We start from the raw sequence: 18851 nt of genomic DNA, 5'->3' as shown, positions 1-18851 counted from the left end.
ACGACTCACGGTAAGGCAAAGGCAACGTACGATCCGCCGGGTTTCAGGCCATATCGGGTCCCCCCGGCGGCAATGGCGATGTATTGCTTTCCATCGACCATGTACGTAATGGGCGTGGCAAAACCACCGGCCGGCAGCTTGTACTCCCACACAACTTTACCCGTTTTTTTGTCGAATGCCCGAAGCTTCTCGTCGTACGTGGCCGCAATAAAGAGTAATCCGCCCGCTGTTACAATAGGGCCTCCGTGGTTCTCGGTACCGGTCTGGGGAATACCTTTCTTTGTCAGTTCGGGGTATTCGCCCAGCGGCACCTGCCACAGGTACTCGCCTGTATTCATGTCGATAGCATTCAGCGTGCCCCAGGGCGGTTTGATGGCTGGGTAGTTATCCTGATCCCGAAACTGGGTATTGCCGTTATTCAAGTAAGGAGGACTGTACGGGAAGTCGGCCCCTTCAGGAGTAGGCGTATTAACCGCCGAGCTGTGGCTATCGGTAGAGGCCACCGTAGTAGTAGCCGGTTTGGCATCCAGCTTTAGCAAGAATCGAATGATGGCTTCCCGGTCATCCGTGGAGAGGTGAGCGAAAGAAGGCATCCGTCCCCGGCCTGTTGATAGAATACCGGCAATCTGATCTTTGGTAAGTCGCTTGCCTACATCGGTCAGATCGGGATAGGCCTGCGCGGTCTGGCTACCTCCGCCTGATTTGTCACCCGCAGCATGACAAACCGCGCAGTTGGTATTGAACAGCGATGCTCCTCTGGTAAGGGCTACCCCGTCGGCTGGCAGACGTACATCCCGCATTTTAAGCCACCACAGCATCGTGTTGGCGTTCTGATACAGAATACCGTCGGGGTCGGCGGCATTGCCACCCCACTCTGCCCCGCCACCGAACCCATAGAACAAAGTACCCTCCAGGCTGGGCGGCATGTATTTACTGCCGTATTGGCTATTCCTGTAGCGGTCCAGCACATAGGCGTGCGCTTCGGGTGTGCGGGTGGTGATGTCGGCTTCTGTTAATTCCTGCCGAACAAACGGAGCTGGTTTGGTCGGAACGGGCTGTGTAGGCCAGGGCTGTTCGCCGGGCAGGGCGGGCGAGGTAGGCACCCGCACTTCGTTGACCGGGAAAAGAGGTTTGCCCGTATCCCGGTCGAAGATAAAGACGTAGCCATCTTTGGTCGTCTGTGCCACCGCATCGACCAGTCGGAGCCGACCATCCGGACCCTTATGCTTTACGGTGATGAGGTTGGGCGGACAAGGCAGGTCACGATCCCACAGATCGTGGTGAACCGTCTGAAAATGCCAGATTCGTTTACCTGTTCTGGCATTCAGGGCAATGACACAATTGGCGAAGAGATTCTGCCCCGGTCGGGCACCCCCGTAAAAATCGACAGAAGGAGAGCCCGTACCAGCATAGACGATACCCCGCTTTTCATCGACCACCAGACCGGCCCAGCAATTGGCACCGCCTAGTTTTTTGTAGGAATCGCTTGCCCAGGTTTCGTAGCCATACTCACCGGGCAGCGGGATGGTGTGAAACACCCATTCGAGCTTGCCACTGCGTACGTTGAACGCCCGCAGGTAGCCCGGAGGGGCATCGCCCCCCTCGTTAACGGCCGAGCCGGTAATCAGCAAATCGTTATAAATGACGCCGGGTGTTGTGACCCGGATAGACAGGTTGGCTACCTCATGGCCCAGCGTTTCTTTATCGCCAAGTCCCTCGTGCAGATCGACCGTTCCGTGCTTGCCGAAGCGCTCCACCAACTTACCCGTTTCGGCATTGATGGCATAGAGGAAGGACCCAACCGTATACAGCACGCGTTTGTCCTGGCCATCCTCCCAGTACATAACCCCGCGAACCGGATGGAAACGGGGTTTTTTCTCCGGATCAGCAAAGGGGTCGAATTGCCAGTGTTGCCTGCCCGTAGCGGCATCAATGGCAAACAGCTTTAATTTCGGCGACGTGCCGTAAAGCACCCCCTTCACAACGATAGGCTGGCACTGAATATCCATCCCTCGCTGAGTCGGGTCGTTATTGTCGCCGGTATCGTAACGCCAGGCCAGTTTCAGGTTTTTTACGGTGCTGGTGTTGATCTGCGTTAACGGTGAATAGCGGTTTCCGGCAGCGTTACCACCATAAGTCGGCCAGTCGGCGTCTCGGAGAGATTGTTTTACCGACGGCTTGTCGTCGCTCAGGGAGAGGAAACTTCCCAGAACCAACAGGCTTACTACATATTTCAGGATAAAATTCATGGGTTGTTGAGCTGGTTGAAGGGTCAGAGGAAGGACACAACTGACTATTGCTTCGATTTCTCATAAAAGTCATACGCGATTTTCCAGGTGACTTCCTGTCCTGGCAGGGCTTCCAGCCGGATGTACGGCTCCGGGCAGGAGGTGGTAGCACAGGCCCAGTACACCAGCTTCTCCATGGGTTGATCGCTGGTAACATGAATGCCCGCTCCCGTCTTCTGATTTTCGATGCGGATGTCGTAATCGCCGGGAGTAGGTTTAAATCCCTGCAAACCCGCACTATACACCTGCTCCTTTTTCTCCAGCTCCCGTGCATAGATTAACCGGTTGCCCTGGGCCAGAATGGTCGTGCCAAATCCTTTGCCCTCGGCTTTCACCGCAAATGGAAACTGAATGGTAACGGTTGGTCCGGTAGGCTGCTTGTCGATAATAAAGAAGTTGTGATTGTACACGCTGGTCTGGATGGGTTGTCGGCCCGTATTTCTGAAGCTATGTTCCAATACCAGTTCGGGCTTGCCTTTGGTCAGGCGAACGGTTTTGGTATACCGGTATCCGTATCCCGTTGGATCGGTCAGCTCATGCGTAAAATCGATCCGGTCTTTGTGGCGTTTAACCGTCCATTTTCCGTAATCGGCTACCTCAAAGTGTTTTGAAAACCCGTACGCTTCATCGTCCTGCTTCCGAAGTGAACCAACGCCGATCTTCACGAATGTACCGCCCGGTTTAGCATCGGCATAGCCCAGCGGGGTAAACTCCTCGGCGGGCCCGTTGATGGCATCGTGCATCTTGGGGTCGTAGTGCTCGAACCATTGCTCAATGAAACTATGCCCGTTGTAGGTCAGGCTTTTAAAGGCCCCCGCCCAGTCGAACCGGGTGCCCTGGTAATACCCCTGCTGCTCGTCGGGGAGGTACAGCGTCGTTTGCAAAACCCCATTCGACAGGTCTGCCTGCGGCCATTCTGCCAGCGGTAGCGTGTGGCCGCACAAAGCCCATACGGCAAAAGCGGAGATAAGTAGTTTGTTCAATGCTGTAACGAGTTATCGGATAATTTTCACTGTGGTGTCAGTTTCTTAAAACTGACACCACAGTGAAAAAATCACCCATGCCAACCTAATTCAAATTCGGATTCAGCGAGGTGTCTGTATAGGGCAATGGGAACCAATAATTTGCCTTGGTGATCGCTTTGATTGGCTGAAGGTCGTCGGGACTTTTAGCGGCATTGGCGGCTTCGACCTGCTCCAGCCGCACCAGGTCGAACCAGCGGGTCCGTTCGGCGGCAAATTCCCAGGCGCGTTCCTGAACCACGGCGTCGGCAAACTGGGCGGCTGTCAGGCCATCGCCCGGCGCTAATGCTTTGGTGCCGGAGGGTAAGCCCCGTAGCCGCACCTGATTGAGGGCATCATAGGCTGCCTGGTCTGGCCCGCCTGTGCCCCGTGCTTTGGCCTCGGCGTAGATGGTCAGCACGTGGGCGTAACGCATCATGACCGACGGCAACGAAATGCTGGAGGTAACGATGTTGTTTTTGATGTACCACTTTTTGTAGTACGGATGTTTCGTCAGGCTCTGTTGCCAGGGAATCGTTGTGGAACCCAGGCCGAACGCGGTCCGGAATGTCGCGTCTTTGCGGGGACCTTCGGGAAAGTTTTTGAAAAAATTGAGTTCGGCGAACATGTCATCCCAGCCACCTTCTTCGCCGGGCATGGCCGTGTTGCCGTAGGTTGCATTGGCGGTACCGCTACCGGCCGCAAATCCGCTGATCTGGTAAACGGCTTCGGCAGTACTGGCTACGGCCGGGTCATTGTCGAAAACGGCGGCAAAGGTCGATAGTAACTGAAAGCCATACGTTGCCCGGTTGTCGATCACCTCTTTGGCTTTGGCAGCTGCCAGGTCGTATTTGTCTGTTTGCTTGAGCGGCCAGCCCGCCATCGTCAGGTACACATCCGCCAGGAAAGCCTTCGCCGACCCGGCATTGGGCCGACCCGGATCACGTTTGGTTGCCGGAAGCATGGTTTCGGCTTTCTTTAAGTCTGACACGATCAGGTCATACACCTGCGCCGGTGTCGACTTTTTGATCGTGAGCAGGCTGTCTGAATACGCCCCGGCCGTAACCAGTGGAATGTTGCCGTAAAAGCGGGTCAGCCAATAGTAGGAGAACCCCCGGATGAAGTAGGCCTCTCCCGCAATAATGTCAATCGTTGCTTTGGTGCCCGCCGTTTTGGTGTAGTTGTTGATCACGTTGTTGGCTCCCTGGATGGCCTTATAGCAGCCGTTGTACACCGCCCCCGACCGTTGGTTGGTGGTCGATACGTTGAATTGGTCGAACTCCCGCCAGTCGGCTTTGTTACTGGCAGGGTGCGTGGTTACGTCGTCGGCTCCCAGCACAGCCGCATTGGCCGAGGGGTGAATAAAACCATACGTCCACTGCGAACCCAGTCCCTTGTAGGCACCCGTCAGGGCCGATTCCAGCCCATCCTGCGTCGACAGCACGTTAGGGCCGTAGAGCAGGCCCGTCGTGTCTTCGTTCAGGTAATTTTTGCAACCCGCTGCCAAAGCGGCCGCAACCAAACAGACTAGTAACTTTTTCATGATGTCAAATGGGTTAAGGCGCTTAGAAGCCAAGAGTTAAGCCGAGGGTGTATGTTTTTGAGTTCGGGTAGGAGCCGTAGTCGATACCCATTGCGGTATCCGTTGTGGAGCCGACACTGCTCGATTCCGGATCAGGACCTTTGTATTTTGTGATCGTCAGCAGGTTGGTCGCGCTGGCAAACACCCGGATATTCCCTTTGCTGCGCAGCACCGACGCTGGTAAATTGTACGACAAACTCACGTTTTTCAACCGCACGAAACTCCCATTTTCCAGAAAGCGGCTCGACTGGGTAAATGGCTGGTAGGTTTTGGTGAAGGCGGGCACATCGGAGGTTTCGTTGCCCGAGCGATAGTAATCCCTAATCTCGGACAGGATGAACTGACGCGCGTCACCGGCACCCGACAGGGCCGCAGCCCGGGTGTAGTTGAGCTTGTCGACGCCGAACACCCCATTGAAGAATACATTCAGGGTCAAGCCTTTATACGTAAAGGTGTTGTTCCAGCCACCGGTCAGTTTGGGGAAGGCCCGGCCAATGATCTGGAAGTCATCCGTCGTAATGGAGTTGTCGCCGTTTAAATCCTGGTAGTGGGGGTCGCCCGGAACCCGGCCAAATTTGGCGGCCAGATCGGCTTCGTTTGGTTTAAAGGTGCCGAGGTATTTCAGGCCCCAGTACGAACCCAGCGGCTCGCCGGGCATCAGCATGAATTCATTGGTGGTCGACATACCTGCGCCAACGCCCGTACCCGTACCGAGCCGGGCCAGTCCGCCCAGACTAAGAACTCTGTTTGTGAGGGTTGACAGATTCAAATTGGTTTCCCAGCGGAAGCCGCCTTTGTCGATGGGTGTGCCGCCCAGCGAAAACTCGAATCCTTTATTTTCAACGGCCCCTACGTTGCGGGTCTGCGTGCCACCGCCCGCATAGTTCGGCAGCGCCACATTCAGCAACAGATCGGACGTGTTTTTGTGAAAGTAATCCGCTTCGAAACGCAGACGGCCTCTGAAGAACTCCATCTCCAGCCCAACATCCGTTTGGCGGGTCGTTTCCCACTTCAGGTTTGTGTTGCCCTGGTTGCCCTGGATGACACCGGCTACGGCCGCCGTGTTGTTAAAGGCGACGAACGTGGTGTTGTAGGGCGATAGGGTAGCGTATGGATTAATGGCCTGGCTACCGGTCATACCCCAGCTTCCGCGCAGTTTCAGGTTGCTGAAGATGTTCATGTCCTTGATAAACTTCTCTTCCGATAACCGCCACCCGAGAGCCAGCGACGGAAATACGCTGTATCGATTGGCCTGGCTGAATTTCGACGAGCCATCCCGCCGAACGGCAGCGGTGACCAGGTATTTATCTTTGTAGGCGTAGTTGACCCGGCCCAGCAGAGAAAGCAGTGTCCATTTCTGAAAACCGGAGCCGACCGAAGACGCCGAGTTACCGCCGATATTATCATACCCCAGCTGTGGAAAACGCAGGCCCGTAGCCACCGCGTTGAAGGTCGTATTGGTATACTGCTGGGTTTCCAGCACGGCTACCGCATTGATCGAGTGGTCGCCGACAGTGAGGTTGTAACTCAGGTTGTTGGTGTTTTGCAGCGTGAGTTGTTCCGACGAATACCGCGACGCGCTGGGGTTGTAGTTCGATAGTCGCTGCCCCGTAAAGTTCTTATCCTGCGCGTTCAGGTAATTGATGGCGTACTGTAGATCCAGCGTAAGCCCTTTGATGGGAAGCTGGTAGTTCAGACCTCCGTTCACGTTGAAGGTCGTGCGCTCCGACACGATGGATTGATCGTAGAGGTAATCCAGCGGATTCCGGTACACAGAACCAATCGGGTCGATGAAGGTGGGTTGCCCATCGGCTCCGTAAGCCGGGGTGGTAGGTGCCCAGGCCAGCGCCTGAATGAGTGCCCCGCCCCCGTTGGTATTATGGTTTTTCGTTTTCGTCCCCGACAGATTCAGCCGGAAGGCCAGCCTGTTATTGATCTGCGTGTTCAGGTTGGAGCGGAAAATGTAGCGGTTGAAGTCACTGTTCTGGACAATGCCCGATTGATTGACGTAGTTGCCCGACACCAGAAAAGTCGTTTTATCGCCACCCCCGGAAACCGTAACCTGGTGCTGCTGCCCGTGGCCGGTCCGGTAAACAAGGCCTTGCCAGTCGGTGCCGCCGTTCTGTTTGAACGCCGACACCTGATCGGCCGTAAATGGCTGGTTGGAGCCCGTAGCCAGCGCCCGTGCGTTAACGATGTCGGCAAATTCACCGGCAGGCAATACGTCGTATTTCTTGATGACATTCGATACGCTACCCTGCCCTTCGTAGGTAACTTTGATGCCTTTTGCTCCTCGTTTCGTCGTGATGATAACGACGCCATTGGCACCCCGGCTCCCGTAAATGGACGTCGACGCGGCATCTTTCAAGACCTGTAATGTTTCAATATCGTTGGGATTCAGGAAATTGAAGTCAGCCCCGATGTATCCGTCGATGACATACAGCGGGTTGTTATCACCCAATACTGAATTGGCTCCCCGCACCCGAATCCGGGCATCGCCACCGGGTGCACCGCTGGCCTGGGTCACCTGAACCCCGGCGGCCCGCCCCTGCAATACCTGGTCCAGACGAGTGATGGGCTGCTGCGAAAACTCCTTTGTCGAAATAGCCGTCAGGGCTCCCGTTACATCGGTCTTGCGCTGGGTTCCGTACCCGACCACCACAACCTCGTTCAGCGTTTTCTGGTCTTCCGCCAACTGCACTGTAATAACTGAGCGTCCGTTAATGGCTACCGTCTGACTAACATACCCGATATTCGAAAAGACCAGTGAGCCGGTACCCGGCGCATTCAGCGTGAAATTACCCGACGCATCGGTCGCCGTACCCAGCGTGGTGCCGCTAACCTGAACGTTAACACCCGGCAACCCCTGGTTGTCAGGGCCGGTCACCGTACCGGTCACTCTGGCATTCTGCGCAAAGGCATAACCCTGACACAGAAGCAGTACCAGAAAGAAAAATGTTACATCTTTTTTCATGGTGAACATTGATTATATAGGAATTAATTAAGGGTAAAGGGTTGGTTTTTAGTTGATTGTGTTTTGGTGATGCGTGAGCGTTCCGCGAAGACACGGACCGTGGAAGCTGTCAACCCCAGACTTACGGCCTGATAATGGTGCCATCCATCTTACGCACCTGCCAGTTCGATTTGGTCGTGATAGGGTATTTAGCGGCTTCTTTCTCGTTGATGTCGACACCCAGGCCCGGCACTTCATTGACCGACATGTACCCTTTATTCATGGTCGGGCAACCGCTGAAAACGGCCTGCGTTTTCTCCGAAAATTGCACCGCTTCCTGGATGCCAAAATTCCAGACGGCCAGGTCAATATGCGCGTGAGCCGCATGACCTACCGGCGAAACATCACCGGGACCGTGCCAGGCTGTGCGGATGTTGAACCACTCACCCAGCCGCGCTACTTTCATGGCTGGCGTAATGCCCCCGATCTGCGACACGTGAATGCGGATATAGTCGAACCACTGGTTGACCATTGGCTCCTTGAACTCGTTTATGTTATTGAACAGCTCACCCATTGCGATCGGCACGGTGGTGGTTTGTCGTAGCTGGGCAAACCACTTCATGTTTTCGGGCGAAAAGGGGTCTTCGATAAAGAAAGGCCGGTATTCTTCCACCTGTTTGATCATGTTGATGGCCTCGATGGGCTGTACCCGCTCGTGAACGTCGTGTAGCAACTCGATCTCTTCGCCACACTGTTTGCGTACCACGTCGAACATTTTGGGTACCGATTTCAGGTAACCCAGTACGTTCATGTAGGCGTCACCTTCGTAGCCGAAGTTGGCCGCTTTGAAATCGGGTTTATCGACGGTGCTGCCTACGCCACCATAGCCGCCCTGCTGAATACGGATGTATTTGAACCCCTGCTCCATAAACTTCTTGACACTATCGGCGCAGGCTTCGGGCGTATTGCCACCGGCATGCGTGTAGCAGGGAATAGCGAAGCGGACTTTGCCGCCGAGCAGTTGGTAAACGGGCATGTTGGCGCGTTTGCCTTTAATATCCCACAGGGCCTGATCGAGTCCGGACAGAGCGTTATTCAGCACGGGGCCGTTGCGCCAATAGGAGCTTACATAAGCGGCCTGCCACATGTCCTCGATGTTGTCGACGTCTTTGCCCACGCAGAACTCATTGAGGTAGGTGTTGATGGCGACGACAACGGCGGCTGCACGCTGGGTAAAGGTGGCGCAGCCCAGTCCGTAAAGGCCCGGTTCGGTGGTTTCGACCTTTACCACAATCAGGTTAGAGCCCTGGGGTGCGGTAGCAATGGCCTTGACACTCTTTATCTTGATGGGGGCTAACCCGTTGGCGTAGGCAGGCTTGTTCTGCCGTTCGCGGGCTTCGGCAGTTGACAGGCCGCCAAACAGACTGAGAATACCAGCCGATGAGCCGAAGCCAAGCATTTTGAGCGTATCACGGCGGTTCTGATTGGGTTCATTCATGTGAGGAGCGTCATTTGGTTGTGTTGATTGTTAGGAAGAGTGATATATATAGTAGGTATAGTTATGTTTTAGGGGTGGTCTGAGACCAGTTTGCCCAGCCCAAACACCTGCTGGTGGTTGAGTAATCAGGCTAGAATTCTTGGGGCGACTGGATACTGTTACCAGTTGTGGATGGCACCATCCGGACTTTTCAAAATCGGGTGGGGGAATGGGGTTTTGGCCGTAACTTCCATCACGAAAGTAGCTTTCTTCGGATCGAACTTGACGCCTAAACCCGGTTCCGGATTCAGGTACAACTTACCGTTTTTGAAGTTTATATAATCTTCGTTAAAGTAAGCCGGTCGTTCGGGCTCGCCACCGCCCAGTTCCATCAGGCAGCGTGTTGGACTACTGGAACCGAGCACGTGAACCAGAGCCGCCGTCGACAGCGGTCCGGTAAAATGAGGAATCATGCCAGCATAATGCGTCTCGCACAAAGACGCGATCTTTTTGAATTCGCCAAGGCCGCCCGTATTGGGTAACGTAACCCGCGTGTAGTCGATCAGGCGTTGTTCAATGAATTCATTGATGTCCCACCGATCACCGAATTGCTCCCCGACGGCAATGGGTACGGTGGTCATCTGGCGAACGGTTTTGTACACCGCCGGATTTTCGGACCGAACAATGTCTTCGACAAAATAAGGCTCCAGGTTTTCAATAGCCTTACAGATTTTGATGCCTTCGGTGGTATCGAACCGGGTATGTAAATCGATGGCCCATTTGCCGCCACCACCCACGGCCGCGTCGATGCGCTTGCAGAACTCGATGGTCTTTTTGGCGTTGTCGTAAAAGTCGAAAGGCTCTTCGCCGTTGCCGCCGGTTGGCCCGATGCGATACGCCCGTAAACCGGCTTCGATGCAGTCGCGGGCGCGATCTTCTTCGTTTTTGGCTTTTGACGCCCGAAATCCGGTGGCATAACACTCAACGTACTCCCGGGTGGCTCCCCCCATCAACTCGTAAACGGGAACCCCCAGCGCTTTTCCTTTCAGATCCCAGAGAGCCATTTCCAGCGCCCCCAGGGCATGGAGCTTCTCGCGACCGGGCGGATAGAACATGCCCCGGTATACGTTTTGCCAGATGTGCTCGATGCGAAACGGGTTTTCACCGATCATCATCTGGGCGCACTGTTCGAGCATGTCTTTCGAACCGCCCTCGCCAATGCCGACCAGGCCCGCATCCGTCTGAATTTCAACAATCCCGCGCGCCTGGTTGAAGAGGGGTTTGTTGTAACCGGGTGCGCTGTAATACCTGATTTTAGTGATTTTAAGTTTAGGGATTGCCTGCGCCAGACTCGTCGGCAGCCCAGCGCAGACCGCCATGGAACCCACTAGTGCAGACTTGAGAAAATGTCTTCTTTCCATAAAAGATAAGGGCTAGGAATAGACTAACGAGAGGGTAAGTTCAATGAGTTAAGGGTAAGGAATAGGTAAAAATTAAAAAAGCTTAATCGTTTAAGCAATAAATTAAAACTAAGCTCTTACGGACTTCTTTATTTTTGACGATGCGCGCTCGACCAGTTCGGCTTTCATGAGTATCTGGGCGGGTTCATCGGATTTGGTTTTTATTTTTTTCGTCAGGAGTTCAACGGCTGTCTGGCCTAACCGCACAATAGGCTGTTTCAGGTAAGTAATGGGGCAATGGTACAATTCAAAAACCTCGGCCTGTCCGAAACTGACGATGGCTAGCTGATTCGGGACGTTCAGGCCCAGCTTGTTGATGTATTTCAAGCCACTGACCGCCAGGCTATACGTGGCAAACAGCAGCGCGTCAATGGGTTGGTCAGCCGCGAGCATTTCGTCCAGGGCCTGTTCTACACCATTATCAATGGCATTGATCTTGACCTTTTTCAGCCAGGATGGATGACTCGTTATATGGTTATCGCGGAGTGCATCCTGGTACCCTCTAATCCGCTCCTTCATATGAAAAAGCTGCGAATCATACGCAATCATGCCAATGTGTTTGTACCGGTTGCCAACCAGGTGCGTACCAGCGTCGTACGATGCCTGATAATGATCTGTCGAAACAAAGTCCGTCGTTATTTCCGGGAAGTACCTGTCCAGCAGCACAAACGGAATGTGCTTCTCCTTCAGAAAGTGAACCTGCTGATCGGCGTTTTCGGCCGAAACAATGATAAAACCATCTACCTGCCGGTTAATCAGGACATCCAGTAAATCCTGTGACTTACTCGCATTCTCATCGGAACTACCAATAATGACCGTGTATCCATGCCGTTTTGCTTCATCCTCAACGACCCGGGCAATATTCGCAAAGAACGGGTTTGATATATCGGCGATGATCAAACCTATGGTATGTGTTTTACCGCTCCGCAAACTCTTCGCCAGATGGTTGGGCTGGTAGTTTAGTTCGGCGGCTATCTGCCTGATTTTTAAAGCAATTTCTTGCCCAACCCGACTCTCTTTTTCTTTTCCGTTCAATACATAAGACACTAAAGCTGTAGAAACACCAGCTTTCTGGGCTATATCTTTGATCGATACTTTTCCCTTGTTCATGTGATCAATGTGTGTAAATGCACACAGATGTTGTGGATAGAGCCTTATTGGGGTGATAAGTGACCAAATATAAGCTTAACCGTTTAAACAAACTAAAAAATGTAATTATTTAGACTATTTTTTAGCTTATTAGGTAGTTCAAGGCCAAATAGCGTGCGACTGAAGCCTGAGATCATCATCGTTTATTCACAAATGATCATGATTTTTAAGGCGTGCCTGGACCAGCTCAATGGCTGTTCGATTTTTGCGTTGTATCTTAGTCTTAAAATTATCCGGTGATCTTCACTTCATTTAATGACATATAAACAGGTTGTGCTGGGGGCCACATTATTTGGCCTGCCCTTTCTAAGTGTCGGCCAGAGTAAATACGCGGCTACCATCACCGCTGCCGATCTCGAAAAACACCTTCGTATTCTGGCGGCCGACGATATGGAAGGTCGCGAAACGGGCCAGGCCGGGCAGCGCAAAGCGGCCGAATACATCGCCAAACAGTTTGCGGCCGAAAAGTTAAAGCCTATCGTGAAAACAGATGATGGGAAACTGGTGTATCAGCAGCCCTTCACGCTGTATAAGAAAAACTGGGGCGACTTTTACGTCAGCGCCGATGGCAAGCGGTTCGAATACCTGAAAGACTTTGTGGTCAACGGCCTGCTCTATCAGCCTACCGAAACAACCGTAGAATCGGTATTTGTCGGTTATGGGATCGGTGAAACGAACTATGACGACTATGCCGGGCGGGATGTAAAAGGGAAGGCCGTAGTCATGCTGGACGGTGAACCGAAAGCCGCGGGCGATAAACTGGTTATAAGCGGAACCATCGAAGCCTCCAAGTGGGGTGGTCCCAATGGCTGGCGTGCCAAGAGTCTGCTGGCAAAGGAGAAAGGAGCGGCCCAGGTATTCATCATTTCGGCCGATTCGCCGGAAGCGTTCAAGCAGGTAGTGTCCCAGCGGAGCGCGTTGCAGGGACGGTTCAACCGGCTGACGATCAAGCCAAGTACGGAAAATGTAGGGTCGATGGGGGTGTTTCTGGTTTCGGCAGATATGGCCGCTACCTTGCTCAACATATCAGCCTCCACCCTTGCGCAGACGACAGCCCAGGTTACTCAATCGGCTGCTCCTGTTTCATCAACGCTCGCAGGCCGTGTCAGTGTCAAAGCGGATCGGATTGAGGAGAAGGCTCAGTCATCGAACGTGCTGGGCTTTATTGAAGGTACCGACAAGAAAGACGAAGTGCTGGTTGTTTCGGCGCACTACGACCATATTGGCGTTAGTGCCGATGGCCAGGTTAACAATGGGGCCAACGACGATGGCTCCGGCACAGTATCAGTGATCGAGATTTCACAAGCTTTTGCTAAAGCCAAAGCTGATGGAAAAGGCCCTCGCCGGTCCATCCTGTTCCTGACGGTATCGGGCGAAGAAAAAGGATTGCTGGGGTCACAATATTATGCGGATATGAACCCGGTTATTCCGCTCGACAAAACGGTGGCCGACCTGAACATCGATATGGTGGGTCGGGTAGATGACCTGCACAAAGGAAAATCCGACAACTATATTTACGTGATCGGCTCCGACAAGCTTTCCTCCGATCTGCACAAAATCAGCGAAGCTGCGAACGAGAAAAACACGAAAATGGAGCTGGATTACAAGTACAACGATCCTAAAGATCCCGAACGGATTTACTACCGCTCCGACCATTATAATTTCGCGAAGCACCAGATTCCCATCATTTTTTACTTCAACGGGCTGCACGGCGATTACCACAAGCCAACGGATGATGTCGAGAAGATTGATTTCAAACTGGCCGAACGAAGCGCCCGGCTTGTGTTCTACACCGCCTGGGAAATAGCCAACCGCGATGAACGCCTGGTTGTCGACAGCAACAAGCAGTAACAAAAAAAAACAGCAATGACCCGGCCAGATAGTATCTGGCCGGGTCATTGCTGTTAATGGGCAGCTAACCAGGTCCGAACGCGCGGATTGAAGTCGTCGATGCATTCCCAGTGAAACGCATGTCCGGCGTCATTGTAGAGGTGCAGCTCACTGCTGGGAATGGCTCCGGCCACCTCCTCACTCATCCAGACGGGGGTGAATATATCGTTTCGGCCACCGATCACCAGACAAGGCTTGTTGATTGACCCTAGTTCGGCCAGTGTATTGTGCGTGATGCAGGCGTCGGCCTGCCCTTCTAGACCATGCAGGGGTTGGGGCGACGAATCAACAGCGGCCTGTTGCCGGCCCGCTAGAAAATCGGCGAACATCGCGTCATCGTCCCAGCTTCGTTTGGCGTAAATCAGCAACTGAATATACTGGGCAAACTCGTCGGGCCGGAGTCGGGCTTTGATGGTGGCCATGTGCCGGAAGATAGCTTCGGCAGTTCGGTCGCAGCGCGCCCACGGACACATGAGCACCAGCGAACGTACTTTGCCGGGGTGCCGCAGCGCCAGCTGTTGGGCAATGGTACTCCCCATCGAAACGCCCACAACCCGTACAGAGTCCAGACCGAGCGCGTCGATCAGTCCGGCATAATCATCGGCCATTTGCGCGGTCGTATAGGGTCCGGGCGGTTTATCGGACTTCCCGACGCCCCGGTTGTCGCCCATAATACACCGGAACTGCTGCTGCCAGTCGTCGGCATGTTTTTCCCAGACAGAGCCGGGAGCCGTAATACCCATGATGAGCAGAAGCGGCTCTCCCGAGCCCCGCTCCTCATAGTATAGGTTGATACCGTTGGTTTGGATAGTTGGCATGAAAAAAGAGCGAAAGAGTGAATGAGTGAAAAAGCGAAAGAGTGAAGGGTCTGCCGAATGACATTCGCTCTTTCATTCATTCTTTCGCTCTTTAATTACCGTTGGAAGCAACGTCTCGTACACCCAGCGCCCGTCGTGGAGGGTTACGCCGTCCGGGTCGTCCATGGCTTCGGGGCCTTCATCTTCGCAGATGATCCAGCCGCTGTATTGCTGATCGACCAACCATTGGGTGATACTGACAAAATCGACTTTGCCCTTACCGAGCAAGGCAAACTCGGGCTCGCCATTCCAGTCTTTGTAATGAACAAGGTTGATGAGCGATGCGTATTCTTTCATCTTGGACAGGGGGTCCATGCCGCCGTTGATGAGGTGCCCGACATCGGGTGTCCAGCCCGTTACCGAGGCATCGAGTGATTCCAGAATGACCCGATAATCGTCTTCGGTGCGGGTGATAGAGGAGTGGGGCGAGTTGGGGTGAAACGTGCAGGGAACGCCCTGATCGACCGCCCGGCGCGATACCCGATTGACGATATTAACCAGGTTCCGACGTCGGGTCTCCAGGTCATGTCGTCCGGTTGGTTTCTGCACAGTGCAGAGTAACGCCCCCGGAAAATGTTTCAGCAGGGCAATGGCCCGATCGGCTTCGTATTTTTCCTGCTCGGTTTCGTCGGTTCCGTTCCAGTCCAGCGCTAGCGCAATCGCGGCCAGCTCAACGCCCTGTTCGGTTAGTTTGGCCCCCAGACTGTCGGCGTCGGGCAGATCGCCCATCCAGTTGAAAATGGGTTCGATGCCCGCAAAACCGGCCTGCGCCGTAATGTCGATCATGTGCCCCTGCCGGTTCGCGTGGGTCTGACCGTTGTTGTTCATGAACCAGGTGTACGCTTCGGCACCGAAGCGAAAAGGGAGAGTAGATGCCATTGGTAGTGAAAGAGCGAATGAGTGAACGAGTGGTTCGCATCCATTGCATAAATTCGAATGCGGGCCGAAAACAGATGGTTACTTCTCCATTGGGTGTTCTTTAAGCAATTGCTGTGGCGAGTAAAAATCCTTTTTGCGTTCCGTAGCGGCCCGTACTTTCCTGACCTGATCGGGTAAAATGGCAGGGGCCTGGTTGCCAAATGAGTTTCTAACGTAGGTTAGTACAGCGGCAATTTCATTGTCTTTCAATAACCCACCGAATGGCGTCATCGGCACCTGACCAGGATACGTTTTACCGACTACGTCAATCGGCCCCATGAGTCCTTTGAGCGCTATTTTTATCAACCGTTCTTCATTGCCCGATACCCAGTTAGTGCCCGTAAGCGGTGGGAAACCAGAGGCCGTAAGCCCCTTCCCATCGGGTTGATGACAGGTCGTGCAATAGCCTTCTTTTGCGTAAATCTGTTTGCCCATATTGTACAGGGCTAGTTCTTCACCCTTCAGCGTCGATTTTACGACCTTTTCTTCGACTTTCTTCACATTAACACCGTTGAGGTGGGCAACAGCCGCTTCGTGGGCGTGAATCATCCACTCATCCAGTGGCTTTTTAGCAGCTTCGGCCAAAATAGGCAGGCCCTTTTCCTTGCCGATCCAGGAAGCGGCAACAATGGCGGCTAACCGAACCCGGCTGTTGTCGTCCCGAACGGCCTGCATGAGCAGATCGGCCTGGTCGGCCACCTGATGACCCGTGTACCGCACCACCTGAACGGCAGCGGCCCGGGCGTGGAAATCGTTCGCCTTGAGCACCTGGCGCAGCAGTTTCTGATCGACTTTGTCCATGCCCCAGCTCACCCACAGACCTTCTAAAAGGTGATGTTCGTAGCGGGGGTCGTTTTTGTTGAGTTTGGCAACCCAGGTGTTCAGCTTGGCCAGTACCTGCGCGACATCCCGTCCGCGAAGTTCGTTCCGGGTGCGGTAACGGGTGCGGTATTCGGGTAGCTTGAGGTTATCCAAAAGCTCCTCGATGCTGGCACCGTCTATCTTGGCGGGTGTTACCAGGGGTCTGGATGGGTAGGTAATCCGATAAATCCGACCGTGCGAATGGTCGCGTAGCGGGTCGCGGGCGTTGTGCTGCATGTGCCCGATCAGAATGTTGTGCCAATCGATCAGATACAGCGAACCATCGGGGGCAAACTCCATATCGACCGGGCGGAAGTTGCGGTCTTCACTTACCACCAGATCGGCCCGATGCTTACTGCTGTACCCCGTGCCATCGTCTTTCAGGGTATGTTCTTTCGTGCCTAGAAAACCAATGGTGTTGTTGATCAGAAAATCGCCCTGAATGTCGTCCGGAAAATGGCGGCTGGACACAAACTCCAGCCCGGAAGTTGGCCGAACCCGATGGGCGTCTTCAATTAGCTGCGCCGATTTGTGGGTAGCTTCGCCGTAGCGCGGCAATACCGATCCGGGCATCATCCAGCGCATGTCGGGGCTGGATGTTTCGGCGAAAAACGGCTGTCCCCAGTCGTCGAACGCGATGCCCCAGGGATTCGGGATGGACAACTGAGCCGTCCGTTCCAGCTTACGAAGCTGCGGGCTGTATCGATAAAAGCCGCCATTGGTGGCCCGAATGGTGCCGTAAGACGTCTCGACGTTGGTGTGCAGGAAAACGCCTTCGCCCGAATAAATAGCCCCCGACGGATCGACCGTAAACGCATGGCTATTGTGGTGCGTATCGTGGTCATCGAACCCGCTCAGCAGAATTTCCTGTTTGTCGGCCTTGCCATCGCCATTGGTGTCAACGAGCAATTTCAGGTTAGTACCCTGAGACACATATACACCTTCTTTCGCTATTTCGAAGCCAAGGGGTAGATGCAGGCCACGGGCGAAAACGGTTTGCTTGTCGGCTTTTCCGTCGTTGTTGGTGTCTTCAAATATCAGAATCTTGTCATCGGGTTTGGCATCCCCCGGCTTGTAATGCGGGTAACTTGGCATGACGGCCACCCATAGTCGCCCCTTGTTATCGAACGACATCTGCATGGGCTTTGCCAGGTCCGGAAACGCTTCTTCGGACGCAAAAAGCTCGATTTTATAACCCTGCGGTACTTTCAGCTTGCTCAACGCGTCCTGTCCGTAGAGGTAGGTCAGGCTACCATTTTTCTCCGGATTGAAATTGGTTTTTACGACAGGGAGCTGCTTCGTTTTCTTGTCCGCAGCGGCAATGTCCATTTTTTCGCCTTTCGCGGCCGCCAGCCAAACCGCTGTGTCCCGAATGTCGGTCAGCTCCCGAATCTTCTCAATTTCGGCCGGGTAATTGTCTGGCCCGAAGGGATTGTACCGACGTCCGTAGGCATGAACGCCGTTCGGAATTTTATAATCATTGTGCCACATCCAGTTCTTCTCCAGCACAGCCTCGTGCACCAGCGTTCGGTTGGCTTCGGCCTTTGGAGTCGCCTTGCCAAAAATCTGATCGGCCAGTAAAACGCCTAATTTCTCGTAGCCAGCCTCGTTCAGTTGAGAACCGTCGATGGTCAGAGGTTCCTTGCTGGCATTATACCATTGCTGCGATGGCGTGAAGGCATCGACGAATAATACCGATCCGGCGTTCCGGTTGTTCTTATCGACCACCTCTTTCATCGCCTTCGTGTAGAGCGAAAGGTTTTCGTTTTCCTTTTTGCCATTCGGCAGATCGTACAGCGTCGATAAGTCCTCGAAGGCAATCGGCGACACAATAGCCAGCTTTGGGGCGGTCGTTCCGTTGTATTTCTGCTTCAGCGTCCACTTGATGAATGCATCCAGTTCGGCCTTGTAATTGGCAACGCCTGCTTTGCCCTGGAACGACTCACTATACCCAAAAAAAGCAACGATCACGTCGGCTTTGAGCCGGGTGAGCCATTGATCGGGGTAATCAAAATGACCTTCACTCTCGGATTTGTTAGCGTATTCTGTTTGAAATTTTTCGGCTCCCGGAAACGCCCAGGGCGTGTTTCGGCTGGCATGGGGTCTGAAGCCAGGGGTGTCGCCCCCATCGCACATATTCCGAATGTACAGCCTGTCGTTAGGGTAGCGAACCTGCATTTCTGTCTCGAAATGACCATAATTCATCATCCGCGACCCCAGATTGCCACCCAGGAGCATGATGTGCGATCCCTCCCTGACCGCTATCGGTTCGATGGTGTTAATGAGCCCCCGGTTCGATTGAAATGCACTGACGGCAACGAGCAACAGCGCCGATACGAGTAGCAGTCCATTGAGTGTATGTTTTCTGGGTAGCGACATGATGATTTTAAAAGATAGTCAACTGCTTATACGTGA

Annotated in this window: 11 protein-coding genes; 1 reads left to right on the top strand and 10 read right to left on the bottom strand. The window is 53.8% G+C overall.

Translation table 11 applies throughout. The annotated features are described in order from the left end of the window. Positions 1-5: 5 nt before the first annotated feature. The 7 genes from ACYU87_RS19780 to ACYU87_RS19750 form a co-directional block, all read right to left on the bottom strand. Positions 6-2249: an outer membrane protein assembly factor BamB family protein gene (locus tag ACYU87_RS19780; RefSeq protein WP_461135825.1), complete on the bottom strand. Its 2244-nt coding sequence runs from the start codon at positions 2247-2249 to the stop codon at positions 6-8. A 44-nt stretch (positions 2250-2293) separates the two neighbouring features. After that, positions 2294-3271, bottom strand: coding sequence for a hypothetical protein (locus tag ACYU87_RS19775; RefSeq protein ID WP_461135824.1), 978 nt, complete (start codon positions 3269-3271; stop codon positions 2294-2296). Between the two features lie 85 nt (positions 3272-3356). Then, on the bottom strand, positions 3357-4832 hold the full coding sequence (locus tag ACYU87_RS19770) for a RagB/SusD family nutrient uptake outer membrane protein (protein ID WP_461135823.1): 1476 nt from the start codon (positions 4830-4832) through the stop codon (positions 3357-3359). Positions 4833-4854: 22 nt separating this feature from the next. Next, positions 4855-7845, bottom strand: a complete 2991-nt coding sequence (locus ACYU87_RS19765; RefSeq protein WP_461135822.1) for a SusC/RagA family TonB-linked outer membrane protein — start codon at positions 7843-7845, stop codon at positions 4855-4857. 121 nt (positions 7846-7966) lie between these two features. Continuing rightward, entirely contained in the window at positions 7967-9322 is a 1356-nt protein-coding gene (locus tag ACYU87_RS19760; RefSeq protein WP_461135821.1) for an enolase C-terminal domain-like protein, read from the bottom strand. A gap of 158 nt (positions 9323-9480) precedes the next feature. After that, positions 9481-10722: a mandelate racemase/muconate lactonizing enzyme family protein gene (locus ACYU87_RS19755; protein WP_461135820.1), complete on the bottom strand. Its 1242-nt coding sequence runs from the start codon at positions 10720-10722 to the stop codon at positions 9481-9483. A gap of 108 nt (positions 10723-10830) precedes the next feature. After that, positions 10831-11871, bottom strand: coding sequence for a LacI family DNA-binding transcriptional regulator (locus tag ACYU87_RS19750; protein ID WP_461135819.1), 1041 nt, complete (start codon positions 11869-11871; stop codon positions 10831-10833). Between the two features lie 294 nt (positions 11872-12165). Between ACYU87_RS19750 and ACYU87_RS19745 the strand changes: the two genes are divergently transcribed. Continuing rightward, positions 12166-13761, top strand: coding sequence for a M28 family peptidase (locus tag ACYU87_RS19745; RefSeq protein WP_461135818.1), 1596 nt, complete (start codon positions 12166-12168; stop codon positions 13759-13761). Between the two features lie 53 nt (positions 13762-13814). Here the strand turns inward: ACYU87_RS19745 and ACYU87_RS19740 are convergent, their stop codons facing one another. The 3 genes from ACYU87_RS19740 to ACYU87_RS19730 all read right to left on the bottom strand — a co-directional run bounded on the left by ACYU87_RS19740 (position 13815) and on the right by ACYU87_RS19730 (position 18815). Continuing rightward, on the bottom strand, positions 13815-14618 hold the full coding sequence (locus tag ACYU87_RS19740) for an alpha/beta fold hydrolase (RefSeq protein WP_461135817.1): 804 nt from the start codon (positions 14616-14618) through the stop codon (positions 13815-13817). 72 nt (positions 14619-14690) lie between these two features. Continuing rightward, a complete protein-coding gene (locus tag ACYU87_RS19735; protein ID WP_461135816.1) occupies positions 14691-15536 on the bottom strand; it encodes a sugar phosphate isomerase/epimerase family protein in 846 nt (281 codons plus the stop codon). A gap of 78 nt (positions 15537-15614) precedes the next feature. Next, the gene (locus ACYU87_RS19730; protein ID WP_461135815.1) at positions 15615-18815 is read right to left on the bottom strand and encodes a PVC-type heme-binding CxxCH protein; all 3201 of its coding nucleotides are present in this window, start codon (positions 18813-18815) and stop codon (positions 15615-15617) included. Positions 18816-18851: the final 36 nt, after the last annotated feature.

Source organism: Spirosoma lituiforme (assembly GCF_054776635.1).
The sequence above is the reverse complement of the archived record's forward strand: the minus strand, read 5'-3'. Positions and strand labels throughout refer to the sequence as shown.